General features: G+C 39.9%; 20 protein-coding genes. 14 read left to right on the forward strand and 6 right to left on the reverse strand.

The window, feature by feature from the left end; genetic code table 11:
* Nucleotides 1-572 precede the first annotated feature (572 nt).
* The 4 genes from AC27I2_RS00005 (at nt 573) to AC27I2_RS00020 (ending at nt 6,014) form a co-directional block, all read left to right on the forward strand.
* Nucleotides 573-1,349 carry a VOC family protein gene (locus AC27I2_RS00005; RefSeq protein ID WP_487203160.1) on the forward strand — a complete coding sequence of 259 codons (777 nt, stop codon included), beginning with the start codon at nt 573-575 and terminating at the stop codon, nt 1,347-1,349.
* A 135-nt stretch (nt 1,350-1,484) separates the two neighbouring features.
* Complete coding sequence (locus AC27I2_RS00010) at nt 1,485-1,847, forward strand: hypothetical protein (protein ID WP_487203161.1); 363 nt, start codon at nt 1,485-1,487, stop codon at nt 1,845-1,847.
* Nucleotides 1,844-4,174: a fatty acid cis/trans isomerase gene (locus tag AC27I2_RS00015; protein WP_487203162.1), complete on the forward strand. Its 2,331-nt coding sequence runs from the start codon at nt 1,844-1,846 to the stop codon at nt 4,172-4,174. The genes AC27I2_RS00010 and AC27I2_RS00015 overlap by 4 nt, the downstream gene beginning before the upstream one ends.
* Nucleotides 4,175-4,283: 109 nt before the next feature.
* Nucleotides 4,284-6,014, forward strand: coding sequence for a response regulator (locus AC27I2_RS00020; RefSeq protein WP_487203163.1), 1,731 nt, complete (start codon nt 4,284-4,286; stop codon nt 6,012-6,014).
* A gap of 180 nt (nt 6,015-6,194) precedes the next feature.
* On the opposite strand, the gene AC27I2_RS00025 is transcribed toward AC27I2_RS00020, so the two are convergent.
* Both AC27I2_RS00025 and AC27I2_RS00030 read right to left on the reverse strand, forming a co-directional pair.
* Nucleotides 6,195-6,386, reverse strand: coding sequence for a hypothetical protein (locus AC27I2_RS00025; RefSeq protein WP_058403897.1), 192 nt, complete (start codon nt 6,384-6,386; stop codon nt 6,195-6,197).
* Nucleotides 6,387-6,454: 68 nt separating this feature from the next.
* The gene (locus tag AC27I2_RS00030; RefSeq protein WP_487203164.1) at nt 6,455-7,333 is read right to left on the reverse strand and encodes a TraB/GumN family protein; all 879 of its coding nucleotides are present in this window, start codon (nt 7,331-7,333) and stop codon (nt 6,455-6,457) included.
* Between the two features lie 667 nt (nt 7,334-8,000).
* Here AC27I2_RS00030 and ilvG point away from each other — a divergent pair.
* The 8 genes from ilvG to AC27I2_RS00070 all read left to right on the forward strand — a co-directional run bounded on the left by ilvG (nt 8,001) and on the right by AC27I2_RS00070 (nt 17,120).
* Entirely contained in the window at nt 8,001-9,650 is a 1,650-nt protein-coding gene (gene ilvG, locus AC27I2_RS00035; RefSeq protein ID WP_487203165.1) for an acetolactate synthase 2 catalytic subunit, read from the forward strand.
* Entirely contained in the window at nt 9,647-9,889 is a 243-nt protein-coding gene (gene ilvM, locus AC27I2_RS00040; protein WP_006793049.1) for an acetolactate synthase 2 small subunit, read from the forward strand. The genes ilvG and ilvM overlap by 4 nt, the downstream gene beginning before the upstream one ends.
* A 99-nt stretch (nt 9,890-9,988) precedes the next feature.
* Nucleotides 9,989-11,845 carry a dihydroxy-acid dehydratase gene (gene ilvD / locus AC27I2_RS00045; protein ID WP_487203166.1) on the forward strand — a complete coding sequence of 619 codons (1,857 nt, stop codon included), beginning with the start codon at nt 9,989-9,991 and terminating at the stop codon, nt 11,843-11,845.
* Between the two features lie 2 nt (nt 11,846-11,847).
* Nucleotides 11,848-13,401 carry a threonine ammonia-lyase, biosynthetic gene (ilvA, locus tag AC27I2_RS00050; RefSeq protein ID WP_487203167.1) on the forward strand — a complete coding sequence of 518 codons (1,554 nt, stop codon included), beginning with the start codon at nt 11,848-11,850 and terminating at the stop codon, nt 13,399-13,401.
* Nucleotides 13,402-13,497: 96 nt separating this feature from the next.
* On the forward strand, nt 13,498-14,541 hold the full coding sequence (locus AC27I2_RS00055; RefSeq protein WP_487203168.1) for an ABC transporter substrate-binding protein: 1,044 nt from the start codon (nt 13,498-13,500) through the stop codon (nt 14,539-14,541).
* Nucleotides 14,542-14,594: 53 nt separating this feature from the next.
* Entirely contained in the window at nt 14,595-15,782 is a 1,188-nt protein-coding gene (locus AC27I2_RS00060; protein WP_487203169.1) for a methyltransferase, read from the forward strand.
* 29 nt (nt 15,783-15,811) lie between these two features.
* On the forward strand, nt 15,812-16,471 hold the full coding sequence (can, locus tag AC27I2_RS00065) for a carbonate dehydratase (protein ID WP_058403890.1): 660 nt from the start codon (nt 15,812-15,814) through the stop codon (nt 16,469-16,471).
* Nucleotides 16,472-16,475: 4 nt separating this feature from the next.
* Nucleotides 16,476-17,120 (forward strand): Rossmann-fold NAD(P)-binding domain-containing protein, encoded by a 645-nt coding sequence (locus tag AC27I2_RS00070; protein WP_138530832.1) that lies wholly within the window; start codon nt 16,476-16,478, stop codon nt 17,118-17,120.
* Between the two features lie 70 nt (nt 17,121-17,190).
* Here the strand turns inward: AC27I2_RS00070 and ubiK are convergent, their stop codons facing one another.
* On the reverse strand, nt 17,191-17,454 hold the full coding sequence (gene ubiK / locus AC27I2_RS00075; RefSeq protein WP_058403888.1) for a ubiquinone biosynthesis accessory factor UbiK: 264 nt from the start codon (nt 17,452-17,454) through the stop codon (nt 17,191-17,193).
* A 161-nt stretch (nt 17,455-17,615) separates the two neighbouring features.
* Between ubiK and rep the strand changes: the two genes are divergently transcribed.
* A complete protein-coding gene (gene rep / locus AC27I2_RS00080) occupies nt 17,616-19,634 on the forward strand; it encodes a DNA helicase Rep (protein WP_487203170.1) in 2,019 nt (672 codons plus the stop codon).
* Between the two features lie 30 nt (nt 19,635-19,664).
* Here the strand turns inward: rep and AC27I2_RS00085 are convergent, their stop codons facing one another.
* The 3 genes from AC27I2_RS00085 to elbB all read right to left on the reverse strand — a co-directional run bounded on the left by AC27I2_RS00085 (nt 19,665) and on the right by elbB (nt 23,658).
* A complete protein-coding gene (locus AC27I2_RS00085) occupies nt 19,665-22,229 on the reverse strand; it encodes a bifunctional diguanylate cyclase/phosphodiesterase (protein ID WP_058403886.1) in 2,565 nt (854 codons plus the stop codon).
* 161 nt (nt 22,230-22,390) lie between these two features.
* The gene (locus AC27I2_RS00090) at nt 22,391-22,786 is read right to left on the reverse strand and encodes a c-type cytochrome (protein WP_058550559.1); all 396 of its coding nucleotides are present in this window, start codon (nt 22,784-22,786) and stop codon (nt 22,391-22,393) included.
* Nucleotides 22,787-23,010: 224 nt separating this feature from the next.
* Nucleotides 23,011-23,658: an isoprenoid biosynthesis glyoxalase ElbB gene (gene elbB / locus AC27I2_RS00095; protein WP_058403884.1), complete on the reverse strand. Its 648-nt coding sequence runs from the start codon at nt 23,656-23,658 to the stop codon at nt 23,011-23,013.
* Nucleotides 23,659-24,181: 523 nt separating this feature from the next.
* Between elbB and polA the strand changes: the two genes are divergently transcribed.
* Nucleotides 24,182-26,917 carry a DNA polymerase I gene (gene polA, locus AC27I2_RS00100; protein ID WP_487203171.1) on the forward strand — a complete coding sequence of 912 codons (2,736 nt, stop codon included), beginning with the start codon at nt 24,182-24,184 and terminating at the stop codon, nt 26,915-26,917.
* Nucleotides 26,918-26,986 lie beyond the last annotated feature (69 nt).

The raw sequence follows: 26,986 nt of genomic DNA on the forward strand, positions 1-26,986 counted from the left end.
AAGCGAAACCCGTTACAGCAATGTGACGGGTTTTTTGCTGTCTGGAGAAAAGCAATATTCAACATTCTCTTCTCTAAAGCGCAGCGTCTCCAAAGCGAAGCGCCTCTTTGTGAATAGTGTTTTGACTATCAAATACATTGAGCGATGGTAGTGCAACACTTTATTGTGACTCTCCACTGCTGTGGGCACCACGACATTTCTAGGCTTCAAATAAGCGAAACCCGTTAAAGCGATGTGACGGGTTTTTTGCTGTTTGGACTAAAGCAGATAGATCAAACGAAGCCATATTCGCACATCTATTTCATCATAACTACTAAATACATAACATAATTAGATGTAGAGTATTGCCCTAGTCAACTCCATATTTCTCAACTGGACTAAATGCAGCAAGGTAAAAAAGTGTATGGCATTAAAAATAGAGCGCCTGCTTTAGATGCTCTATTTTAGATTTCAACACGTTCCTTATATCTATCATCGACTCTTAATAGTTATTGATTTAAGCTAATTAAAATTTAATCGTGCGTACTACGTTTTAAGAGTATGCCTAATATAAAAATAACAAAGGCTTCAATATGGATAATTATCCACAAGGTATTTTTTGCTGGTCAGAGCTATGTACACATAATTGGAAAGAGGGTAAAGCTTTTTATACGTCTTTATTTGACTGGGGTACTGATGATCAACCTATAGGCGATGATCTATTTTATACTATGTTACAAAAAGAGAATGACGACATTGCCGCCATGTATGAAATGCCAAAAGAACAAATTCAAGAGGGTATTCCAAGCAGTTGGTTAACTTATATTGCGGTAGACGATGTGGATGAATGTGCATTAAAAGCGAAGGAACTCGGAGCAGAAATAATTGCAGGTCCTCATAATGTTATGAATGCTGGCCGGATGTTAATGCTTACTGATCCGGGTGGAGCAACAGTTGCTTTGTGGCAAGGTAGAGAACATAAAGGGTGCAAGCGTCTCTCAGAGCTATCAACGCCTTATTGGCATGAGTTAGCTACACGCAACAGTAAAATTAGTAACGAGTTTTATTGTGCTTTACTGGGATGGAAAAGTGAAATAAAACCAATGGATGGTATGGATTACACATTATTCATGGTGGATGATAAGCCTGTTGCTGGAATGCTTGAAATGAATAATGAATGGCCTGAGGAGGTTCCTCCTCATTGGATGATTTATTTTTTAGTTGATAATTGCGATTCAACAGCCAACAAGGCACAGGAACTGGGAGCTCAATTATGTGTACCTTCTACTACAGTACCTGAAGTTGGTCGGTTTGCCGTTCTTTGCGATCCTCAAGGTGCTGTTTTTTCGGTGATCCAAACGAAAGATTAAAGCGTTTACAATGTGTTGATAAGTGCATGAGAGGATTGTCTTGCACTTAGCTACTTTGGGTATTGGCATTAACGTTTTATTTTTTGTTATTTTGTTATAATGCCAGTTATATAAATTATGCATGTTGAGTAGACAATGGAATTTGAACAAGATAGCAATTTAACCCTTCCTTTATTTCTATTAAATGAGTCTTTAAGTGATAGAGATTTAGAACAGCCTGATTTTGAAATATTAATACCACTTGATGATGATTTACTTGCTCAAATTTGCCAAAACCCTTCAGAGGATAGCAGCATAGCTATTACAGTGACAGATTATGAATTATTGATTACAGACCCTGCTTATACTCCTGTGTTAGAGCAACCACACAGTGTGCAAATAACATTAATTCATGGTCCTGTTCTAAGTGTTGTGCTCAATACTGAGAACCAAGATGTATTTATATCTCCGCAAATGGATATGATGCCGACCTTTGATTTGGGTGATGAAGACGAATGAACAAACTCATAGGTATCGTTATATTAGTTATTCTCAGTGGTTGTGCGTACTTAGGTAATGCCCACTACAATGAGATATTTGGCACTGAACAACCTCAGCAGAGAATTGTTTCTCATACTACTGGCGAAGGGGCTAATTTTTTACAGAATGTAAAACCGGTGCTCGATACTCGGTGTGTTGTGTGTCATGGTTGTTACGATGCACCTTGCCAGTTAAAGCTATCCTCCCCTGAAGGGATAGATAGAGGGGTAAGCAAAGACCTTGTCTACGACGGAACTCGTTTACTTGCTACAACGCCGAGTAGATTGTTATTTGATGCTACAACGACAGAGCAATGGCGTGAAAAGAACTTCACCCCTGTTTTAAATGAGCGAATCCAAACCCAAGAAGCTAACTTGGCTGGTAGCGTGCTGTTTAATAGTTTAGTGCTAAAGCAAAGTCATGAATTACCTGCAAATGAAATATTAGGTGATGAGTTTGATTTTTCGCTGAGCCGCTCTCAAACCTGCACCACTATGGGTGAGTTTGATCAATTAGCGAGTGAGCAACCTCATGCTGGTATGCCTTATGGATTACCGGGTGTATCTCGTGATGAGTTTAATCATTTGCAGAAATGGCTCAAAGCAGGCGGAAAGATGGCGCATATCGACCCGCCAACTGAGTTTGAGCTTGAGCAGGTTAAGCGTTGGGAAGCTTTTTTAAACCAAGATGCTTTGAAGTATCAGTTATCGGCTCGCTATATATACGAGCATTGGTTTTTAGCTCACATATATTTTGACCAAAAGACCCCAGATAACTTTTTTAAGCTTGTTCGCTCGAGCACACCACCCGGTGAAAAAATAAAATTAATAAGCACACGCCGACCTTATGACGATCCTAAGGTTAACCGTGTTTACTACCGATTACTGCATGATCGCAGCACTATTTTATCTAAAACTCACTTACCGCTTAAGCTAAATGATGAAAAGTTGGCCCGTTTATACCAACAGTTCATTGCACCAGAGTATACGGTTAAAAGCATGCCAAGCTACAAGGCAGAGTCTGCATCTAATCCGTTTAAAACGTTTGAAGTGATCCCTATTGATTCTAAATATCAATTTATGCTTGATGAAGCTGAGTTAATTATTATGGGCTTTATAAAAGGGCCAGTTTGCCGTGGTCAAATTGCGTTAAATGTGATTAACGACCACTTTTGGGTTGCTTTTGCTGATCCCAAAAAAGTGGCAACCCCAGCGGTTGGACAAATGATAATGCAGCATGAGGACGCACTTGAATTACCCGCCGCAGAGGAAAGTAATGCATTTCCTATTGCTAACTGGGTTAAATACTCAGCTCTGGAGCAAAAATATTTAAAAGCAAAGGTCAATTTAGCTAATGAGATGTTTAAAGGTGGCGAGCATTTAACAACAGATCTATTGTGGAAAGGAGATGGCCACAATAAAAATGCAGCACTGACTATTTTTCGTCATTTTGACAGTGCCACTGTGGTGAAAGGTTTTATTGGTCAAGAGCCAAAAACAACTTGGATTTTAGATTATGCCTTATTTGAGCGAATTCATTATTTGCTGGTTGCTGGTTTTGATGTTTACGGCAATATTGGGCATCAACTGGTAACGCGTTTGTATATGGATTTTTTACGCTTAGAAGGAGAGCAAAACTTCTTAGCATTATTATCTGAGAGTAAACGAGATAAAATTAAAGGCCAGTGGTATCGAAAATCACCCCCAAGCCTTGCTGAGTTTTTTAAAAATAATCGTGAGTTTAGTCAGCCAAGCGGTATAACTTATAAAACAAACAATCCTCAAAAAGAGTTATATGCACTAATTAAAGAGGCGCTAAGCCCAGTGCTAAGCGAGCACTACGATTATAAACAAGTACCTAAATCACTAAGCGCCATTAATGCTATGCCTGCAAAAGCAGTAAACTTACTACCGCAGTTATCGTTTGTGTTAGTAAAGCAAGATGACGATAGCCATAAGGCTTATACGATTATTCATCATAACGCACATTACAATATTTCGAGCTTATTAAATGAAGACGGTCAACGAGCTTTTGACGAAGACACGGCAACAATCGTCCCCGGTTTTATAGGTGACTACCCAGCTTCCATTTGGTATTTGAATAATGAACAACAGGTTGAGGCTTTTGCTGAACAGTTACCTATGATGCAAGTTGAAGCTGACTACGCAGCTTTAAAAACTAAGTTTGGTATTAGACGTTCTCATCCACAGTTTTGGCAATACAGCGATATTTTGCACGCTACAGCAAAAAAATACCGTGGTATTGAATACGGGTTGTTCGATTACAATCGTTTAGAAAATAGATAGTAAATCCTCTTATATAGCCCAGCTTTGAGTTGGGCTTTTTTATATTTATAGATTAAGCATAGATATTGATGTAATTGGACTACACTTAAACCAAAAAGTTAGGCTAACTATGTTTGAAATTGTTGCAAATATTCGCCTACGTAATCGGTGGGCATTAATCGCTATTGCGCTATTAATTAGTGTTTCTGTATTACTAATGCAGTACTTTTTTTCAGTACAAAAAAATGATGCAAACATTATTAACATTGCTGGTAAACAGCGAATGCTGTCGCAAAAAATTGCATGGCATGGTGATAAGTTATTAACCTCGCAAGTACCTAGTACAGATCATCAGCAGTCTTTAGATGCATCGCTCAGCCTATTTAAAGCAAACCATCAATATTTATTGTTAAAAAACGATAATGGTCAATATAAATACCTCAGCCCTGAGCTTATCAAGTTATATATACAATCACCTATTGAGCTAGATTTGCGCGTGCAAAAATTTATCCAGCAGGTAGAAGGGCTACTGTATAAACAGGAAAAAATAGACCCCAATGTGTTTTCTGTTAAGCGAATGGAAGAGTTACTAAAGTATTTAGATCAAGCTGTTGGCTTATTTGAAAAAGAGTCCGTAAAAAAAGTGGCGTGGGTGTCTTCAGCCGAGCTATTTTTTTGGTTGCTAACTATGTTATTGCTTATTGGTGTATTGCGCTTTGTGTTCATACCGATGGAAAAGCAGATCACTAAGGCGTTATCAAAGTATCAACAGCAAAAAGATTTTGCGCAGCAAGTGAGCAAAAATAAAGAACACTTTATAGCTCGAGCAAGTCATGAGTTTAGAACGCCTCTACAAGGCTTTATTGCCTCGATTGATTCGTTAGAGGTCAGTAATAGCCAAAAATTGATTAAAACACAGGCCTCTTATTGCGCATCAAGAATAATAGCAATGCTTGACGAGCTACAAGATTTACAGGCGCTTAGTTTAGGTCGTTGGGCATTGAAACCGTCAAATGAAAACTTACTTCAGTCATTCAATAAAGTGCTTTTAGGGTATGAATTTGGCTACAGCCAAAAAGGCATTACCTTAGTTACAACTCTTGATTCGACACTTGAGCAAGCTATAAAGCTAGATCATCAACGCTTTCAGCAAGTGTTAGCTGAGTTAGTTGGCAACGCATTAAAGTTTACAGAAGAGGGGGCTGTTACTGTTAAGGCTTGTGTTAGCAATAAGCAATTAACAGTAACAATCACGGATACAGGTTCAGGATTAACCAAGCCAGTCAGCAGGTTAACCTTTGATTCATCTAATCAAAATAATCACTTTCAAGGGTTAAGAACAGGCCTTGCAAGGGTGCAGTACATTGTTGATGCTTTTGACGGAAATATTGTGTTTGAAAATACATCGCCAAATGGGGTGCGCGTTACGCTGAAAATGCCCGTTGTGATTGATGAAAGTGCACCTTCGTTAAGTGCGCTGTTACCTAAAAATCTGCATTGTTTAGTTGTTGAAGATAACCCGTTAAACATGCACTTATTAACGCGAATTCTTTCACAACTTAACTACAGCTATGAATGTGCAGAAAACGGAAAGGTCGCCTGTGAGATGGCCACTAAAAACGAATACCAGGTTATTTTTATGGATTTAAATATGCCAATAATGGATGGCTTTGAGGCTATTAAAAAAATACGCATTTTTGACGCTAATACGCCTATTATTGTGGTTACCGCTAATACATCTACAGAGGATATGAAGTTAGTATATGAGTATGGCGCCAGTGGGCATATTCATAAACCAATTGGCAAGCAAGCAATTGTCGATGCGCTAGTTAATGTATGTGTGAGCAGTGAAATAAATTAAAAATGTGTAAAATACGCTGACTTACATAATTAGCCTTATGTTAACTTGGCAGTACAGTAAGTGCTATGATGTAGGCAAATCGACACTGTTTGCAGTGCTAATTGATAAGGTTAAATTAGTACTGCAAGCATAGAAGCACCTTACCCAAATGAAGTTATTGCTACCTGAGATACAATTTTTTTAGGTTTTAGAATGTTTTTTATATTTTTTATTAATACTTTCTATTGCGTAAATAATAATTTCGATCACAAGAAGTAAAGAAGCAATGATTAACCCACCACTTGGTTTAAAGTGTCCCTCTTGATAGTAATATATTCCACTTATAAAAAGCATGGAGAGAAAAAATAAAATCTCGAATTGAATACGTTTCATAATCCACCTAAATATTATTAGCTTACGCAGGGTAACTATTTACGTAAGCTTTATTGGAGTTCTTAGTTTTAAAGACGAGTAACACTAAACCCTTTGTCTTTTAGCTGCTTAATTAAGCCATGCTGCTCTGGTAAGTGCAGTGCACCTACCGCAATAAATAGTTTTTCGTTACTTAAGCGAGGCACTAATTGCTCAACCCATTTATTATTTCGACTAACCAGCATGACTTGCTCGCTTATTTCACCGTAATTACTATCGTCAAAGCTCATATTGTAGTACTCGGTAAGCGTATCCATATCGCCATTTTTCCACGCGTTTACTAGCTTAATAAAGTAAGTATTAATGTCGGCAAGCTGCTCGAAGGTTTCTTCAATCATTTCGTTACTTAATAGCGCCATACCATCAAACATTTGTAACTGCTGCTCTAGGGTTTCTAGTTCGCTTATTTTTATATTTTGCTCTTTAGCGTAAGCAAGTACTTGCTTGTCTATGCCTGTTTGATCAGAAAATCCTGCATTTTGAAATTCAATTTGCATCATAGTTACCATTACAGCCCACGGTTTGAAGGTGTTAAACATGGCAATATCAATCGACTTTTTTGCAAAGTAATCTTTAAGCTTTTTGTAGTTTTGTTTTGATAGTTCTGTTTGTAATGTTTTGCCATTTTTAAGCATCATTAACGGCATAGAGCGCTGTTGCATCTCAAATGGAGTAAGTTTACTAATATCCACTTCCACAACCACTTCATTACTCTGTTCAATGGCTTGAGTTATATTTTCAGGTAAGCCTTTCATACTGGCATCACCTACGTGAACAGTGCCAAATAAATAAGATGTTGTGCCGTTTTTTTCTATTTTATATAAAGCCGGTTTTGCAAGGCTATTGAAGCTAAGTGCTATAAGCAGCACCATAATGAAAAAGTAACTAATACGAGGTATCGGTTTCATGGTTTGTCCTTCAAATCCTGTTGTTGAGTTAAACAAATACTAACCTAAATTTGCCTATACAGCAGTGCTAAATTCAGTATTTATCAAACGTCTTTTGTGAGGGTATTGGTACTAATGTGCGCTGAGTGGAGTGTCTGTTCTATTTACGTTTTTTGATTTTGTACAGTCGCAAGCCATAATCATTAAAACTATTCGGAAGAGCTAAATACTATCTGTATAAAAAAATTAATTTAATTTTTACTAAAACTCAAAAATTAATCAAACCATAAATGGGGAATATAAGAATAGTGAATTTCTATACTTTAAATTAAAACATAAAAATTCCTTTATGGTTGTATTTAGTGAATTTTAAAACCACTTAATTTGGGTTTTAGTGCTTTTTTTGAATTGAGTTTGGTGTTGACTTAAGCCGCTCAGCGCGGTACTAATACATAACAGAGCGAAAGATGAGCTTTCGCAACAGATTATTTAAATTTGGTGTTAATTACATGCTTACAACTGCACTTAAACTAGTCCTGATTATTATCGTGGTGATTATTCCCGCGAGGGCTTTGTAGTGCTGTAAACTTGAGCATTAAAAAGCCCTCCGCACTTAACAGTTCGGAGGGCTTTTTAGTTTTAAGGGTAAAAATTAATTAGGTTGTCACTGAAGAATGAGGATTTATTAATGACAGGCGCAGAACTCACAATCGACTTATTAGCCAAACACGGCGTAAAAGAGGTATTTGGCTACCCTGGTGGAGCCATTATGCCAATTTACGATGCTCTGTATGGTGCGCCAGTCAAGCATTACCTCACTCGCCACGAGCAAGGTGCTGGTTTTGCTGCTGTAGGTTATGCCCGCAGCACAGGTAAATTAGGCGTATGTTTAGCAACATCAGGCCCTGGGGCAACTAATCTAATAACAGCACTTGCCGATGCAATGATGGACTCAGTACCATTATTAGCAATTACTGGCCAAGTACCTACTGCAGCTATTGGCTCTGATGCATTTCAAGAAGTAGATGTGCTAGGTATGTCACTTTCGTGCACAAAACACAGTTACATGGTAGAGCGTCCAGGAGATTTAGCCGAAATACTGCAAGAGGCTATGCACTTAGCCCAAAGTGGTCGCCCAGGTCCTGTACTTGTCGATATTCCAAAAGACATTCAAATGGCGCAAGTGCCTTTTAAACCTTGGCTCGCCGCTGATGAATACTTACCACAGCTTGATTTAAACCAAGTTGCTATTGCAAATCAGTTATTAAGTGAAGCAAAGCAGCCAGTTGCATATGTTGGCGGCGGCGTGCAAGCCGCTGATGCGCAAAATGAGTTAATGCAGTTTTTAAATAAAACGCAAATGCCAGCAGTATCAACACTTAAGGCATTAGGCAGTGTATTACCAGATTACGAACATTACTTAGGTATGCTAGGTATGCACGGTACACAAGCCGCTAATATAGCCGTGCAAGAGTGCGATGTATTAGTGTGTATAGGCGCTCGTTTTGATGACCGCGTAACGGGTAACTTAGCTAAATTTGCAGCCAAAGCAAAAGTAATCCACTTAGATATAGATGCAGCTGAAGTAGGTAAACGAAAACCTGCTAAGGCCTCGTTAGTTGCAGACTTAAAAACATCATTACCGGCACTTGAGTGCTTTGTAACCCCTAAAGCATGGTGCGATACAAATAAGCAGTTAAGCGTAAAACATGCGTGGCGCTACGATTACCCAGGCGAAAAAGTATTTGCCCCGTATTTATTGAACCAATTAAGCCTGCGTATGCCAAAAACAGGCGTAGTGTGCTGTGATGTGGGTCAGCACCAAATGTGGGTAGCGCAACACATGAAATTTAGCCACCCGAGCAACCATTTAAGTAGTGGTGGTGCAGGCACAATGGGCTTTGGTTTACCAGCAGCCATAGGTGCACAAGTAGCGCGCCCGGATGATTTTGTAATAACGGTCTCGGGTGATGGTTCAATCATGATGAATATCCAAGAACTCGCCACTATTCGCCGTAACAATTTACCAGTAAAAATACTGATATTAGATAACCAACGCTTAGGTATGGTTCGCCAATGGCAGGAGCTATTTTTTGAAGGACGTTACTCTGAAACAAACCTTTCAGATAACCCTGATTTTGTTCAGTTAGCCGCTGTATTTGGTATTCCTGGGCAAACAATTACACATGCAAATCAAGTTGATGATGCAATAACCGCATTAGTTAACAGCAAAGGGCCGTACATAGTACATGCCTGCATAGACGATAAAGAAAACGTATGGCCACTTGTACCACCAGGGGCTGCAAATGACGAAATGATTACGGAGAAAGCACAATGAAACACAGCCTAACTATTGCATTAAAGAGCCAAAGTATAGCGGTCGAGCGTTTTTTGCGTGTAGTGCGTCACCGTGGTTTTGATCTTACGCATTTTCAGCTCAATATGGATGATGGCCACTATAATGTAGCGATGACAGTAGATAGTGATAAACCAATCCACCTTTTAACAAGCCAGTTAAATAAGCTGGTGGACGTTAAAGAAATCACTTTACAAAATTTACAGCAACAAGCTGTGTAATTGCTAACAACACAAATTTACGAGTAATTGAACAACAGTTACTCACCAATTTTTAGAATGAGGAATGCCCGCATACAGAGCGGCAAAACAGAGGTAACTATGGCTAAATTAAGAAGTGCAACAACAACTGAAGGACGTAAACGCGCAGGCGCACGTGCATTATGGCGCGCAACAGGCATGACCGACACAGACTTTGGTAAACCAATTATTGCTGTAGTTAACTCGTTTACGCAATTTGTACCAGGGCATGTTCACCTTAACCAGCTTAGTGAGTTAATGGCTGAAACAATCACACAAGCGGGTGGTGTACCAAAAGAATTTAATACCATCGCTATTGATGACGGCATCGCAATGGGCCACGGTGGCATGCTTTACTCACTGCCATCACGCGACCTAATTGCCGACTCGGTTGAGTACATGGTTAACGGCCACTGCGCTGATGCGATGATCTGTATTTCTAACTGTGACAAAATCACCCCAGGGATGATGCTTGCAGCGCTACGCTTAAACATACCGGTTATTTTTGTATCGGGCGGACCAATGGAAGCGGGTAAAACAAAACTTGCTAACATTGATATCAAATTAGATTTAGTAGATGCCATGGTTAAAGGCGCTGATGAGTCGGTAAGTGATGCTGATTCAGAGCAAGTAGAGCGCTCTGCATGTCCTACTTGTGGCTCGTGTTCAGGCATGTTTACTGCAAACTCAATGAACTGCTTATTAGAGGCTATTGGCCTTGCACTACCGGGTAATGGTACAACGCTTGCAACCCATAAAGACCGTAAGCAGCTATATGTAGAAGCGGGTGCTCGCATTGTTGATTTATGCCGTGAGTACTACCAAAAAGATAACCAAGACGTGTTACCTCGCGCTATTGCTAACAAAACAGCCTTTATGAACTCTATGGTTGTTGATATTGCCATGGGTGGTTCATCTAACACTGTATTGCATTTATTAGCAGCCGCACAAGAAGCCGGTGTAGACTTTGATATGTCGCACATTGATGAGTTATCTCGTAAAACTCCATTTTTATGTAAAGTAGCTCCAGCTACACCTGAGTACCACATTGAAGATGTTCACCGCGCTGGTGGCATGATGGCAATTGTACGTGAGCTAGGCAAAGCCGGTTTAGTTGATTTATCGGTAAACCACGTTGCGGGTATGACAATGGGTGAGCTTGTTAAAAAGTGGGATGCGACTGATCCAACAAACGAAGCCGCACAAAAGTTTTACCGCGCTGGCCCTGCTGGTATTCGTACTACAAAAGCAATGAGCCAAGAGTGCCGTTGGGATGAAGGCGATAACGACCGAGAGCATGGTTGTATTCGTAGTGTTGAGCACGCATTCAGACAAGATGGCGGCTTAGCTGTACTTTCAGGTAACTTAGCGGTTGACGGCTGTATTGTTAAAAGCGCAGGCGTTGTTGACGAAATGCTACATTTTGAAGGCACTGCCGTGGTGTACGAATCACAAGATGATTCCGTAGAAGGCATTTTAAACGACGAAGTAAAAGCCGGTGACATTGTTGTTATTCGTTACGAGGGCCCTAAAGGCGGCCCTGGTATGCAAGAAATGCTGTACCCAACGAGCTACTTAAAATCAAAAGGCTTAGCTGAAAAGTGTGCATTGATCACCGATGGTCGTTTCTCGGGTGGTACATCAGGCTTATCTATTGGCCACGTATCGCCAGAAGCGGCAAGCGGTGGTGCCATTGCGTATGTTGAAAATGGCGACAAAATTATTATTGATATTGCAACGCGTGAGATTACGCTTGCATTAAGCGATGAAGAACTAGAAGCGCGTAAGCAAAAGCAACTAGCACGTGGCAAGCTGGCGTACAAACCGGTTGATCGTGAGCGCTATGTATCGTCGGCATTAAAAGCGTATGCATTACTTGCAACCAGTGCAGACAAGGGTGCAGTGCGTGACTTAGAAAAGTTGGAGGAGCTTAGCTAATTATGGTTTCTCAAGAGCTCGATTATTTCCGCGCAATTATTCAAGCAAATATGGAGCCCTTGGCTAAAGTCACTGAGGTCAGCAAAATGCCTGACCTCAGTGCGAAGTTAGGTAACTATGTTTGGTTAAAGCGTGAAGATCAGCAGCCGGTGTATTCGTTTAAACTACGGGGTGCTTTCAATAAACTTAATAAGTTGCCCAAAGGCTCGGTTGTCATTACTGCATCGGCTGGTAACCATGCGCAAGGTGTGGCACTTAGTGCTTCACATCTTGGTCATAAAGCCACTATTGTTATGCCAGTTACAACGCCTGAAATAAAAGTAAGCGCAGTACGCGCGCTTGGTGGCGAAGTGGTATTACATGGCCATCATTTTGATGCGGCAAAAGCACACGCTCTAGAACTGACAGAGCAGCGAAGTGGTGTATTTGTTCCGCCGTTTGATGACCCTGACGTGATTGTTGGGCAAGGCACTGTAGCCCGCGAGTTAATGCAACAACTCAACGAGCTTGATGCGGTATTTATACCTGTTGGCGGTGGTGGTTTACTTGCTGGTATGGCTGTTTATATCAAGTCGTTACGCCCTGATATCAAAGTCATTGGCGTTGAAGCCGATGAGAGCGCATGTTTACAAGCTGCACTTAAAGCAGGAGAGCCGGTAGAGCTTGACCGAGTTGGCAGTTTTGCCGATGGTGTTGCGGTAAAGATTATCGGCAGTGAAACATTTCGCTTAGCGCAAAAATTTTGTGACGAAGTAATCACTGTGAGTAGCGATGAAATTTGTGCTGCTATGCAAGATATTTTTGTCTCTACCCGCGCAATTGCAGAGCCCTCTGGTGCCCTTGCAACGGCAGGGCTTAAAAAGTGGAGCCAACAATCGGGCTTAAAGGGGCTTCATTTAGCGGCTGTGCTTTCGGGTGCTAATTTAAACTTTGATCGTCTTCGTTATGTAGCAGAGCGCACTGCGCTAGGTGAAAAAAACGAAGCGTTATTAGCGGTTACCATTAAAGAAGAGAAGGGTAGTTTTAAGCAGTTTTGTGCGTCTTTAGGTGGCCGTGCTATTACTGAGTTCAACTACCGTTATGCAGGGCCTGGTGAAGCGCAAATTTTTGTAGGTATTGCACTGCGTCAAGGAGAGCAGGAACTCAATGAGCTTAAACAAGATCTAACTAAAAATGATTACGCGTTTTGCGACTTATCAGACAACGAGCTCGCTAAATTGCACGTACGGTATATGGTTGGTGGTAAAGCACCTGAAAAACTGCATGAACGGTTGTTACGTTTTGAGTTTCCCGAATATCCCGGTGCATTAGCGCGTTTTTTAGATACACTTGGTAACGATTGGAATATCACGTTATTTCATTATCGGAGTCAAGGTGGCTCAATGGGCTATGTTTTAGCTGGCTTTGCTATTGAGCCTGAGCAGTTTGAGACCTTTAACGAGCATCTAAATGACTTAGGTTATAGCGTGCAAGATGAAACGCATAACCCGTGTTTTACACAATTTTTAACGACGCAATCTCTCTCAGACAAAACCGCAAAGCTCGCTTCAGTTTAACAGCGACTCAACAGTAAGCCCCTTACAAGGGGGCTTGCTTTATCATTTGTTTTACATATAGTTACAGGTAACCACTATATTTTTGAGGAAACTTGGTTGCTACTTAAAGGATTAATACTTGGATTGTGTTGTTTTTGTTGCCAAATCGCGGCGCAAGAATCGGTCACTTTACAATTAAAATGGACACATCAGTTTCAGTTTGCTGGTTACTACATGGCCAAAGAAAAAGGGTTTTATAAAGATGTGGGTCTTGATGTAACCATAAAGCCCGCAGATCTAACAATACCTGATGCGTTTAGTGCTGTGGCTAATGGCAAAGCAGAGTTTGGTGTAGGTCACTCGGGTATTTTAAAAGAACGTATAAACGGCCAACCTTTCGTAGCAATGGCGCCTATCTTGCAATATTCACCTTATTGTTGGATGGTAAAAGACACTTCTGATATTTTTCATCCTCGTGATTTTGTAAATAAGCGCATTAGTAAAGTGAGCCACAACGATAGCAATGAGTTAATGGCTATGCTTACTCGCAGCGGAGTAAATACGCGCTTGCTTAGCGTATATAACGGTGACAACCCAAGCCAAGCCTGGATTGAAAATAGGCTTGATGCAATGCAAGTTTATTTATCTACTGAGCCCTACAATATGACTCAGAGAGGTATATCACATCGCCTAATATGTCCTCAGCGTTACGGCATAGACGTCTATGCAGATATCTTATACACCACCAGGAAAATGTTAAACACATCCCCAGAAACGGTCGAAAGATTTTATCAAGCCAGCCTAAAGGGGTGGCGCTACGCAATGATGAATATGGACGAGGCCATTGCGGTAACCCAAATACTTTACGCACCTAACAAAAGTTTCCATGAATTAGCATACGAGGCTGAAATGCTAAAAGAGTATATTATGCCAGCAACAACCAGTTTGGGGCATATGTCTATTCCAAAGTGGCGCCTAATTGCAGACTTGTACGGTATTCACCAAACTGAGTTTGACAAGGTTAAAGCCAGTTTTATTTATAAATATCAGCGGCCGGAACAAATGGAGCTATCATGGATGTTAATTGCAGCGATGATTGTGAGTGTTATTTCTATACCTCTGTATTTGCGTTTAATGTTTAGTAAAAAAATAACCGTTTAATGGCTGTTAATGTTACTGATACAATTGGTCGCCTTTTAATAAATTAAGCTGTTATGACGTTAGCCGAGCAATTTACTTCACTTGATTCTATTTTAAAGCGGACTCGCGCCTATTGGCAGTGCACCGCTTTTGACTTTGATGCGATCCCTTGGCCTGAACTGCAAGGCATATTAAACAGCCTAACCGATGAGCAAGTAGCGACACTTGATACCAAGCAGAATGAATTAATAGATTTTTTTAATCCGCATATTAAGTTACTTGATGAATTACAGCTATTATGTGAATTACCTCAAGCAGATACCCGCCGATATGATTACCCTTTTTGGATTAGTAATGGCATAAAAGGGCGTAAGTTCGAACAACTTCAAGACTTTGTGTCTGCGTTGCCAAACACAAAATTACCGGTATTAGAATGGTGTGCGGGTAAAGGGCATTTAGGTCGCATGCTGGCATTCAACGGTGCTACACATATTAATAGCCTTGAGCTGCAGGCAAATTTATGCGAACAGGGTCAAAAAAGCGCAAAGCAACAAGGCTTGGCGATGCAATTTAGCCAAGTAGATGTATTACATGATGACACTACATTATTCTTTAATACTGATATGCATGCTGTGGCGCTTCATGCATGCGGCGCTTTACATCAAGCTATGATACACAAAGCAATAGCTGCAAACGTAAAGCAAATTAGCTTCTCACCTTGTTGCTATCATTTATTCACACCGAACGATTACTTGCCAATGAGCGAGCTTGCCAAGCAAAGTCAGCTTAGGTTAACTCACCGTGATTTAAAACTGGCTCTGCAAGAAACAGTAACAGCACCATCTCGAGTTGATAAAATACGAAAAACAGAACTTGAGTGGCGATTGGGCTTTGATGCGCTGAGGAGGTCAATTACCAATGAGCCATACTACGTTAGTGTCCCCTCAGTTAATAAGGCGGTGTTCTCAGGTTCATTTAAATCATTTTGTGAGTGGGCGGGGGATAAAAAAGCATTAAAAATACCGCAAGGCATTGATTATGTTTGTTTTTTATCTGAGGGCGTCGCTCGAAAAAAGGTGACTGACAGAATTGAACTGGTTCGACATGTGTTCAGAAGAGCAATTGAGGTTTGGCTTGTGCTCGATCGTGCTTTATATTTGCAACAGCATGGCTATCAAGTAAGTATTAAAACCTTTTGTGAAAAGCAGTTAACGCCTCGGAATATTTTAATTCTTGCCAATAATAACCCTTCCACCCAATAAATAGTCGTTTTGGCTTAATAAGAGATGCAATGAGAAAATTAAAAAATTTGTTCGATAATAATAAAAATTGGGCTGCGCGGACAAGCGAAGCGAACCCAGAGTTTTTTAAAATTTTGTCTATGCAGCAAAACCCAGAGTACTTATGGATTGGTTGTTCAGACTCTCGTGTACCAGCTAATCAAATAGTTGATTTATTACCGGGTGAGCTATTTGTACACCGCAATGTCGCCAATGTAGTTGTACATACTGACCACAATTGCTTATCAGTGATGCAATACGCAGTCGAAGTTTTAAAAGTTAAACACATTATGGTCGTTGGCCATTATGGGTGTGGTGGTGTTCAAGCGGTCCTGAACGATGCAAAGTTTGGCTTTATTGATAATTGGCTTCGTCATGTTGGCGATGTAAAAGAAAAGCACATAGAGCAACTCAACAGTATAAATGAAGAACAGCGATTAAGCCGCTTGATAGAACTTAACGTAATAGAGCAAGTTCGTAATGTATGTCGAACCAATATTGTGCAAGATGCATGGGAGCGAGGCCAAGACTTAACGATTCATGGATGGGTTTATGGTTTAGAAAACGGCCATTTACATGACTTAGAAGCGGTTGTAACGTGTGCAGAGGAAGAGTCAGACAGTTACAAACGTGCAATACAACATGTATTTAAAAAAGCAGGTTGTGAGTAAATAAATGACGAAAACGGCGGTTGTTATTGGCGCAACAGGTTTAGTAGGATCTGAGCTTTTGACGGCATTACTCAGCTGTGCTGAGTATAGTAAAGTTGTTGCTATAACACGCCGAGCGTTACCACTTTCCGATAAAAAGTTAACTAACCATATTATTGATTTTGAAAAGCTGACTCAATACAGTGAGTTATTTAAAGGTGATGTGTTTTTTTCATGTTTAGGTACGACACTTAAACAAGCAGGCTCTGTTGAGGCACAGCGTAAAGTCGACTTTGATTATCAATTTATTGCCGCGCAACTTGCTTCATGTAATGGTATGAAACACTATTGCTTAGTGTCATCAAGTGGTGCAAATGCAAACAGCAGCAGTGCTTATTTAAAAATGAAGGGGCAGTTAGAGCAAGCGGTTATGCCTTTGGCGTTTAATAAAACGAGTGTTTTTCAACCGTCACTGTTATTAGGGGCGCGGGATCACTTTAGGCTAGCTGAAAAAATAGGCAGTGTTATTTTACCATTGCTTACAAAAGTTGGCGTTTTAAAGCGTTATAAACCCATAACAGGCAAGCAAGTTGCTGTAAAAATGTTATTGGTGAGTTTAAAGCAAGAAGAGGCGCATAAATATTATGTGCTTGATGAGCTATTTGAATAGATATTAATTTCATGTATAAACAATAATGTAAAAAAAGCAGCTCAGGCTGCTTTTTTATGCGTTAAATTAATTATTCAACGTCTGTTTTTTCGCTTAGTTGCTGTTCAAGAACTGCCACTTTAGCTTCTAGCTCAGTTAGTTTTTCGCGTGTACGGATAAGTACTTGGCTTTGAATATCAAATTCTTCTCGGCTAACAAAGTCCATCTCAGCAAGCTTGTTTTGTAAAACTTGCTTTGTTTTACCTTCTAGCGTGTCTGCTAAATTTTTTACACCTTGTGGCATATTACTCGTAATTTGCTTAGCAATTTCTTCTAGTTTTGCTGGGTTGATCATAATTGTCCCTTCGGCATTGCCTAAAATGATAATAACTAATATTACCTTATACCCACTCCATTTAACACATGATCATGTTTGCGTAATTAATTATGGCAATCGCTATGCCTGTAGTAATGGTTACGTTAAAATTGCGCGTCTTTTAAATCATTCTGGTCGTTATGAAACTTAATCCAAAACAAGATGAAGCGGTAAAATATATAAGTGGCCCATGCTTAGTTCTTGCTGGCGCTGGCTCTGGAAAAACCCGCGTTATTACAAATAAAATTGCTTATTTGGTACAAAAGTGCGAGTACAAAGCACGTAATATTGCGGCTGTTACCTTTACTAATAAAGCGGCTAAAGAAATGCGTGAGCGCGTATTACAAACGCTTGGTAAGCAAGAGGCTAAAGGGTTATGGGTATCGACGTTTCATACACTGGGTTTAGAAATAATAAAAAAAGAATTGAGTACACTCGGCTTTAAACCTGGTTTTTCGTTATTTGACGATCAAGATACTAATCAGCTGTTATCGGAACTCACCGAAGATGAATTAAAAAAAGACAAAGATTTACTTAAGCTACTAAAAATGGAAATTGGTAGCTGGAAAAACGAGTTAGTGCTGCCAGAGCAAGCAATACGTGAAGCGCGTGACGCGCAAAAAGCGTTATTTGCACAGCTTTATGCCCGTTATCAAACCCAATTGCGTGCCTATAATGCATTAGATTTTGACGATCTGATTATGATCCCCACATTACTACTTACTAGTAACGCAACATCTCGTGAGCGATGGCAGCAACGCTTTAAATACTTGCTGGTGGATGAATACCAAGATACCAATACTAGCCAGTATCAGCTTGTAAAGCTACTCGTGGGCGAGAGAGCGCGTTTTACTGTGGTGGGCGATGATGATCAATCTATTTACTCTTGGCGTGGTGCGCGTCCGCAAAATCTTGTTCTTTTAAGTAAAGATTACCCCGGACTTAGGCTTATAAAGCTTGAACAAAACTACCGAAGTGCACAGCGAATACTTAAATCTGCCAATATACTCATTGCCAATAACCCGCACGATATAGAAAAAAAGCTATTTAGTGAGTTAGGTTATGGTGAGCCGATAAAAGTGATTGGTTGTCGCGACGAAGAGCATGAGTCAGAGCGTGTAGTTGCTGAAATTATTTCGCATAAATTTATGAAGCGCACAAGCTACAAAGATTACGCTATTTTGTATCGTGGAAATCACCAAGCACGCGGCTTTGAAAAGTCATTAATGAGCAACCGTATCCCTTATAAAATAAGTGGCGGCATGTCGTTTTTCGCGCGTTCAGAAATTAAAGACATAATGGCGTACTTGCGCTTACTCGTGAATCAAGATGATGACAATGCTTTTTTAAGAATTGTGAATACCCCTCGTCGTGAAATAGGTACGGTCACGCTTGAAAAGCTTGGCACCTTAGCTAATGAAAAACATCAAAGTTTGTTTGCTACCTGTTTTGATAACGACCTAGGCTACAGATTAAAAGGGCGAGGTTTTAACGCTTTAGCTGGGTTTGCTCGATGGATTGTCGAATTGTCAGACAACGCGGTACGCAGTGATACGTTAGAGGCGGTGAAAGATTTAGTGCGTAATATTAATTACGAAGCTTACCTTTACGAAACATCGCCTAGTGCTAAAGCAGCCGAAATGAGAATGAAAAATGTCTCTGAATTGTATCGTTGGATCACAGACATGCTAACTGGAGACGCTGATAACGAGCCGATGACGCTTGCCGAAGTGGTTAGTAAACTGACACTGCGCGATATGTTAGAGCGTAATGAGGAAGAAGATGAATCCGATGCTGTTCAGTTACTTACATTGCATGCCTCTAAAGGTTTAGAGTATCCGTATGTGTTTATGGTTGGTATGGAAGAGGGGTTGCTACCTCACCAGGTTAGTATTGACGAGGATAACGTAGACGAAGAGCGTCGACTCGCTTACGTTGGTATTACTCGTGCGCAGCAAGAGTTAACACTTACATACGCAAAGATACGCCGTCAGTTTGGTGAAACCTCTGAAACAGAGTTAAGTCGATTTGTGCAAGAGTTGCCGCAAGATGATTTGGCATTTGAAAACAAAAAAGCGCCAAGTTCTCAGGCAGAGCGAATGGAAAAAGGGCAGGCCAGAGTCGCAAATTTACGAGCTATGTTTAAAAAACCTGAGTGAAATCAGGCTTTTTTATAACCAAAGCTGGGCTTAAACTGATTGACTGACGTGTTCTGGCTGTGACTCAGGGCAAGCTAATGTGTGTTGTTTACCAACAAAAAATGACAAACCATGTTTATCTAATAAAGCTCTAAAATTAAGTATAGAAGGCCCTTTCGCTATTACCTTTATTTTTTTGAGCTTAGTGATAGGAAGCACACCTTGCAGTTGCAGATCGTAGCTTTCTTGCTGCAGTATACGTTTACTGAAGGTGGAGCTAAGTAGTAGATAGTCAAAGTTAACATCGGTTAATAAATTCAGTTCACATCTGTCTTTAGCAAAATTATTTAGGCCGACTGAGTACCCTAACAACGATAATTGCTTAAGGTTTTCTAGCTGGGTAGCACATGCATGGCGAATCTCTTGCTCATCAAAAAGTAAACAAAGCTGGCTTGGGCCACGTTGTTTGTTTAATACATCAATAAATAAAGTAAATTCGTGTTTTTCGAGTAATAAGGCAGAGCAGGGTACTAGTGCCATTGCCACATTGGCGTTTATGGCCTGCGCATAAGCACACTCTAGCAGTTGTAACTCGACTTTGAGGTGCTGCTCTTTGTCGGTGGCAAATTTTTTCAAAACCTCAAAACTGGTAAACCCTAAAATAGGGTGTTCACCAAATGCTTCAAATAGCGATTCAGATTGTTGTTGCTCATTTAAAGTAATAATTTCTGAGCTTCTAAAACTCATCGGCATTACATCAAGATGATGCAATGCTTTTTGCCCTACATCAGCAATCGATTGAGTGAGTAGCGGATGAAATAACTCGTAACGATTTTTCCCTGAATTTTTTGCATGGTACATTGCGGCATCGGCATCACGAATAATTTCATCTGTGTGTTTATAGCTTTGTTTAGAGTAATTTATACCAATGCTCGCACCGCTTTGCAGTAAAGTACCTTTAATATTAAAAGGCTTTTTCATTAAATCGATAATGCGATTAGCCACATCTTCGGCTTGTTGTGGTTCGGTTAAATGCGTTAGTAAAATAACGAATTCATCTCCACCCAAACGGGCTAATAAATCGTGCTCACGAATACATTGTGAAAAAAGTTCACTCACATTAATTAAGAACTGATCGCCAGCCTGATGGCCGAGTTGGTCGTTAATATCTTTAAACTTATCCAAGTCGATAAATAGCACAGCAAAGTGGCGGTCTGGGAAACGTTGAAAGTGCTGAAGTGTTTTTTCTAACTGAGTTAAAAATAAACTACGGTTTGGCAAGCTTGTTAACGAGTCGTGATGAGCGTCGTGATAAAGCTGTTGCTCTATTTTTTTACGTTCTTCAATTTGCATTTGCAAATGCATATTGGTTTGTTGCAGTTCTTTTGTTTTTTCGTTTACTCTAAACTCAAGCTCTTGATGGCTTTTTGCAATGGCCTGATTAGCTAGTTTAGTTTGCAAAACAGCCGCTATTTGGTGCGATACAAAGGTAATTAATTCGTTATCGTCTTGACTGAAAATATGCTTATTATTATATGCCTGGCACACAATAAGACCAATAACACCCTGCGATGTTTTTAAAGGTGCGCCTAGCCAGCTTGTGGCTTTTTGTTTGTTAGGAACGGGGGCTGAACGTTGTACTACGCCACTGTTTAATAGCGCTTGTGCCTTATCAGGATTTATAAGCTGCGTTTCTTCTGTGCTTATAACTAATTCGCTATAGCCTTTGGCAAATTGACGGGGCTCAGTGTTTTCTTTGTATTCGTCAACACAGTAAGGGAATGTTATCCAACCTGAGTCTCTATCATATAAAGCAATATAGAGGTTTTCTGCGTAGGTAATTGTTTTTATTATGTCATGTATTTTAACGTAAGCGTCATCAAGGTTTTTAGCTTGGGTAGCAATTTCAGATACTTTAAATAAAATTTGCTGACGTTGAAGTGCACGTTTGCGATTGGCAACTTCAAGATTAAGAGCATCGTTACTTTGAGTGAGTGCGCGTGTACGAATTTTTACTTCTGACTCTAAATACTCACGTTTTTTTACACGCTCTATTGCCGTCGCTAAATAAAGCGACATAACTTCAAGAAGTTGTATTTGCTGAGAGTTATAACTTTGATTTACATCATAGCTTTGCGCGGCTAACACACCAATAATATTTTTTTCTTGGTACACAGGTACCCCCACCCAATGCTCAGCGGGTGTCCCTAAAGCTTTGAATAAACCATCAGCGGCTGCGTCTTGCATTTGTTGTTTTGTAAAGTAAGTGGTTTTACCTTCTTTAAAAACGTAACCGGTGGCGCCTTCATCAAAGCTATTAGAGTGATTTAGTGGTACTGCAATGCCATCTTTTTCGTCTGAAAAATAAGAAAGCTCTAACGATTGGCATTGTTGGTTTTGTAAAACAACATAAAAGCTTTTACTAGGCACATACTTTTGTAAAATATCGTGTATAGCGGGATATAATAAGGTTAGCTCTGCAACGGTGCTCGCGCGCTCAGATAATTGGATAAGCGCATTTTGCAAATGGTGTGATTGCTTGTACTTTTCGAGTAGCGTTTTGAGGCGTTTATTTTGGTACGCTAATTTACTCAATGCAGGGAGTTTATCTTCCAATGATGTAACCGATATTATTATTGTATAGTTATTAGACTTATACTTTCACTTTTAGTGCTTAGCGTCAAGCTGATATTCCAATAAAAATAATGGTTAAAGCCGTATTTTAGGTATAAAAAAAGGCTTAACAAGTTAAGCCTTTTTTTATGTACAACGGATAATTATTCTGCTGTCATGAAATCGATTGCTGCGCTTATTTCATCGTCAGAACAATCCATACATGTGCCTTTAGCAGGCATTGCATTAAAGCCGTTAATAGCATGCTCAAGTAGTGTATCTTTGCCTTTGGCAATACGCGGTGCCCAATCGTCTGCAGATTTAGGTGCTCCTAAAGCTCCTGTACCATGACATGCAAAGCACGCAGCCTGATAAACTTGCTCGCCAGAACGAGGCCCTGTAGGCGCAGCAGCTACTGCAGCTTTATCACCTTCAAGGTATACAGCACCAACGGGTGCGAGACGTTTTTTGATTGCATCTTCAGTCATAGAGTTATCATATGGCTGTGCGTATGCTGTAGTTGCTAACACTAATAATGCTAATGCTGTTAATTTTTTCATTTTGCCTTGCTCACTTCGATTTGAACGTGATCAATCACGATATAGATGACGGAAATTACGCCGATTATAACTCTCTGAGGCAATTTATAAAATGCTAAGAGGTATTTTTATTACTAAAAACTGACTACTTTTTGCGTTAGCTCAATAAATACCAGTGGCTTAGCGCAATTTTATTACCCATTGAGCTTGTTCAAATAGTAAGTAAATGCCCATCACGACTATAGTCAGTTTATTTCTAATACGCGATTAACGAGCTTAGCGATCCCGGCATCGGCTTCAATAATTGATTGAGCAAGCATATAAGCAGGTGTAGTCACAATTTTATTGTGCTGGTCAATCACAACGTCATCAACGTCACAGTTTAAATGTGTTGCGCCAAGCGAAGTGAGTGCGGCAGCCGTGTCATTATCATTGCCAATAGTGAGCTTTGCATTATCGTAAATAAATGGAATTAACGCAGGCGCAATACACATATAGCCAGCTGGTTTATTAGCAGTAGCGAATTTTTTACACGCGTTTAATACGTCACTATTAATAGTCGCTTGCGCACCTTTTACAGCAAAGTCACACAAGTTTTTTGCAGCGCCAAAACCACCTGGAACTATTAACGCATCAAACTCATCAATATTGAGGTGGTTAAGCGCTTTTATATCGCCTCGGGCAATACGTGCGGCCTCAACTAATACGTTGCGTTTTTCACTCATTTCCTCACCCGTTAGGTGATTAATAGTGTGAAGTTGCTCTACATCTGGAGCAAAACACTGGTAGGTTGCGCCGTTTTTAGCTATGTGTAAAAGCGTTAAAATAGCTTCATTAATTTCAGCACCATCGTAAACACCATTTCCAGCTAATAACACTGCTACTTTTTTCATGCTTTTGTGCTCCTTGATTAAATTTATTCAGCCTATAGTTTGAAGTTTAACACGAGTTAAATTGTCTCTTTAAATTAATTTTTGTGTGAAAATTATCCGCGAAGTAAGTTGCAATGCGGTATATGCCATTTCACAATTAACACCAATAAAAAAAAGTATAAAGGATCGCTATGATCTTCGATCCATTATGCTAGAATACTCCTCCGGTTATTTAAATGGACGAGAATAACTAAAGTAGGTGATGGCATCAGCAGCCATAAAAAACCTTTTTCCACATTGGTTTAAAAATAATAAAAAAAGAACTTCGTATTATCTTTTTTAAATTAAAACATATAGTTAATTATTTTTCTAGGCGTTTAAATATGCTTTGGGAGAATTGTTTGTGTCTGTTATCTACATACTTATCCACAGCTTGCTCTTATTTAAATAAAATACCTATCATTAATTGATAGTCGTTTTATTTTAACCCTTGTGGCATGCTTACAATTATCATAATTTTTAGCATTTAGGATCCAATTTCACCATGGCTCAGATCCCCGAAAACCCACTTATTTTAGTTGATGGTTCGTCGTATTTATTCCGTGCTTATCATTCTCCTCCGCATCTAACTAATTCTAAGGGTGAGGCTACGGGCGCTATTTATGGCGTTATTAATATGCTTAAAAGCCTGATCAGACAATATGATCCTTCGCATATGGTGGTTGTGTTTGACGCGAAAGGTAAAACATTCCGTAATGACATGTACAGCGAATACAAGGCTAATCGTCCTCCTATGCCTGACGATTTACGCACGCAAATAGCACCTATTCACAGTATTATTAAAGCAATGGGTTTTCCGCTTATTAGTATTGAAGGGGTTGAAGCCGACGATGTCATTGGGACCTTTGCGCGAATTGCATCTGAACAAAAACGCCATGTACTGGTTTCGACCGGTGATAAAGACATGGCTCAGCTTGTGAATGAGCATGTGACACTTATTAATACCATGACTGACAGTATTTCAGATCCTGACACTGTGGTTGAAAAGTTTGGTGTTGGTCCTGAACTGATCATTGATTACCTGGCTCTTATGGGCGATAAAGTTGATAACATTCCAGGCGTTGAAGGCTGTGGCCCCAAAACAGCCGTAAAATGGTTGCAAAAATATGGATCTCTGCAAGGTGTAATGGATAACGCAGGCGAAATTAAAGGCAAAATTGGTGAAAAATTAGCAAATGCATTAGATCATTTACCTTTAAGTTATGAGTTGGCGACCATTAAGTGTGACGTTGAGGTTGAATCAGATCTTGATACGTTTAAATTACAAGAGCCAAATAAAGACGAGTTAATTGCATTATATGGTGAATGCGAATTTCGTCGTTGGTTAGCTGAGCTGCTAGATAACCCAAGTGATGCAAAAACCCATTTAGCGGTTCCATCTGATGAGACAGAATTACCAAAAGTTGAAGAGGCTCATTACGAGACTATTTTAACAGAGGCGCAGTTTGATACGCTAATAGAGCAGCTCAATAGCGCTGAGCTTTTTGCATTTGATACAGAAACAACTAGCCTCGATTACATGCAAGCTCAACTAGTAGGTATGAGCTTTAGCGTTAAAGCAGGCGAGGCGGCATATTTACCGGTCGCGCACGATTATCCTGATGCACCAGAACAACTAAGCCTTGAATTTGTGATGCAAAAGCTTGGACCAATTTTAGCTGACCCTAATAAAGCAAAAGTAGGACAGAATCTTAAATACGACAAAAGCGTATTAGCCAATGCTGGCTATGAACTTAATGGTATTAAATTTGACACTATGCTTGAGTCTTATGTTTTTAACAGTGTAGGTACGCGTCATGATATGGATTCGTTGGCACTAAAATACCTAGGCCATAAAAATATTAGCTTTGAAGATATTGCAGGCAAGGGTAAAAAGCAGCTAACGTTTAATCAAATTGAACTCGAAAAAGCAGCGCCTTATGCAGCTGAAGACGCAGACATAACACTTCGCTTACACGAAGTACTATGGCCTAAAATTGAGGCGGATGAAAAGCTTAAATCAGTATTTGAAGATATTGAAATGCCATTGGTAAGCGTCATTTCAGATATTGAGCGCACAGGGGTTGCGATTGATAGCAACATGCTTGGCGCGCATAGCCAACGCTTAGGTGAGCGCTTAATTGAACTTGAAAAAGAGGCGTTTGAAATTGCAGGTGAACCTTTCAATTTGAGTTCACCAAAACAGTTACAAGTATTATTGTTTGAAAAGCTAGAGCTGCCAATAATTAAAAAAACGCCTAAAGGTGCACCTTCAACAGCTGAAGAAGTACTTCAAGAGCTCGCTCATGATTATCCGTTACCTAAAGTGATAATTGAGCACCGTGGTTTATCAAAACTTAAATCAACATATACCGATAAACTACCCCTTATGGTTAATGAAAAAACGCAACGTGTGCATACGTCATATCATCAGGCTGTAACAGCGACAGGGCGTTTAAGTTCTACCGATCCTAACCTGCAAAATATTCCAATTCGTTCAGAAGAAGGTCGCCGTATTCGAGAAGCCTTTATTGCAGCCGATGGGTATAAGATAGTTGCAGCAGATTATAGCCAAATTGAACTGCGTATAATGGCGCATCTTTCACAAGATAAAGGTTTACTTAATGCTTTTGCGAATGGCCTAGATGTTCATAGTGCGACCGCCGCAGAAGTGTTTGGTGTTGATTTAGATGACGTAACAACAGATATGCGCCGTAAAGCAAAAGCCGTAAACTTTGGTCTTATTTATGGTATGTCGGCTTTTGGTTTAGCCCGTCAGTTAGATGTTCCACGCCATGAAGCTCAACATTATATTGATAAATACTTTGAACGCTTTCCTGGCGTATTAGAGTACATGGAAACAACACGCGAAAAAGCAGCAGAAAATGGTTATGTTGAAACAATATTTGGACGTCGACTACATTTACCTGAAATAAATGCGCGTAACGGAGCCCGTCGTAAAGGTGCAGAGCGCGCAGCTATTAATGCGCCAATGCAAGGCACCGCTGCTGATATAATTAAAAAGGCCATGTTAAGTGTTAATCAGTGGGTGTATGAGCAAGCTCCAAATACTGTTAAGTTACTCATGCAAGTGCATGATGAATTGGTATTTGAAATCAAAACTGATTGTGCAGAGACTTATACTGCTAAAATTTGTGAGCTAATGTCACAAGCTGCTTCACTCGATGTACCGCTAATAGTAGAGGCTGACGAAGGTGAAAATTGGGAACAAGCCCACTAAATTCTATAAACAATAAAAGCGCCGATAGGCGCTTTTTTTATGTGTATTAAAAATATGAGTAACTTATTC

The organism is Pseudoalteromonas sp. NH0006-46, assembly GCF_057547735.1.

What these genes read in the sequence shown, in the direction of transcription:
- AC27I2_RS00005 (WP_487203160.1), top strand. Translation starts at nt 573, where the DNA reads ATGGATAATTATCCACAAGGTATTTTTTGCTGGTCAGAGCTATGTACA.
- AC27I2_RS00010 (WP_487203161.1), top strand. Translation starts at nt 1,485, where the DNA reads ATGGAATTTGAACAAGATAGCAATTTAACCCTTCCTTTATTTCTATTA.
- AC27I2_RS00015 (WP_487203162.1), top strand. Translation starts at nt 1,844, where the DNA reads ATGAACAAACTCATAGGTATCGTTATATTAGTTATTCTCAGTGGTTGT.
- AC27I2_RS00020 (WP_487203163.1), top strand. Translation starts at nt 4,284, where the DNA reads ATGTTTGAAATTGTTGCAAATATTCGCCTACGTAATCGGTGGGCATTA.
- AC27I2_RS00025 (WP_058403897.1), bottom strand. Translation starts at nt 6,386, where the DNA reads ATGAAACGTATTCAATTCGAGATTTTATTTTTTCTCTCCATGCTTTTT.
- AC27I2_RS00030 (WP_487203164.1), bottom strand. Translation starts at nt 7,333, where the DNA reads ATGAAACCGATACCTCGTATTAGTTACTTTTTCATTATGGTGCTGCTT.
- ilvG (WP_487203165.1), top strand. Translation starts at nt 8,001, where the DNA reads ATGACAGGCGCAGAACTCACAATCGACTTATTAGCCAAACACGGCGTA.
- ilvM (WP_006793049.1), top strand. Translation starts at nt 9,647, where the DNA reads ATGAAACACAGCCTAACTATTGCATTAAAGAGCCAAAGTATAGCGGTC.
- ilvD (WP_487203166.1), top strand. Translation starts at nt 9,989, where the DNA reads ATGGCTAAATTAAGAAGTGCAACAACAACTGAAGGACGTAAACGCGCA.
- ilvA (WP_487203167.1), top strand. Translation starts at nt 11,848, where the DNA reads ATGGTTTCTCAAGAGCTCGATTATTTCCGCGCAATTATTCAAGCAAAT.
- AC27I2_RS00060 (WP_487203169.1), top strand. Translation starts at nt 14,595, where the DNA reads ATGACGTTAGCCGAGCAATTTACTTCACTTGATTCTATTTTAAAGCGG.
- can (WP_058403890.1), top strand. Translation starts at nt 15,812, where the DNA reads ATGAGAAAATTAAAAAATTTGTTCGATAATAATAAAAATTGGGCTGCG.
- AC27I2_RS00070 (WP_138530832.1), top strand. Translation starts at nt 16,476, where the DNA reads ATGACGAAAACGGCGGTTGTTATTGGCGCAACAGGTTTAGTAGGATCT.
- ubiK (WP_058403888.1), bottom strand. Translation starts at nt 17,454, where the DNA reads ATGATCAACCCAGCAAAACTAGAAGAAATTGCTAAGCAAATTACGAGT.
- rep (WP_487203170.1), top strand. Translation starts at nt 17,616, where the DNA reads ATGAAACTTAATCCAAAACAAGATGAAGCGGTAAAATATATAAGTGGC.
- AC27I2_RS00090 (WP_058550559.1), bottom strand. Translation starts at nt 22,786, where the DNA reads ATGAAAAAATTAACAGCATTAGCATTATTAGTGTTAGCAACTACAGCA.
- elbB (WP_058403884.1), bottom strand. Translation starts at nt 23,658, where the DNA reads ATGAAAAAAGTAGCAGTGTTATTAGCTGGAAATGGTGTTTACGATGGT.
- polA (WP_487203171.1), top strand. Translation starts at nt 24,182, where the DNA reads ATGGCTCAGATCCCCGAAAACCCACTTATTTTAGTTGATGGTTCGTCG.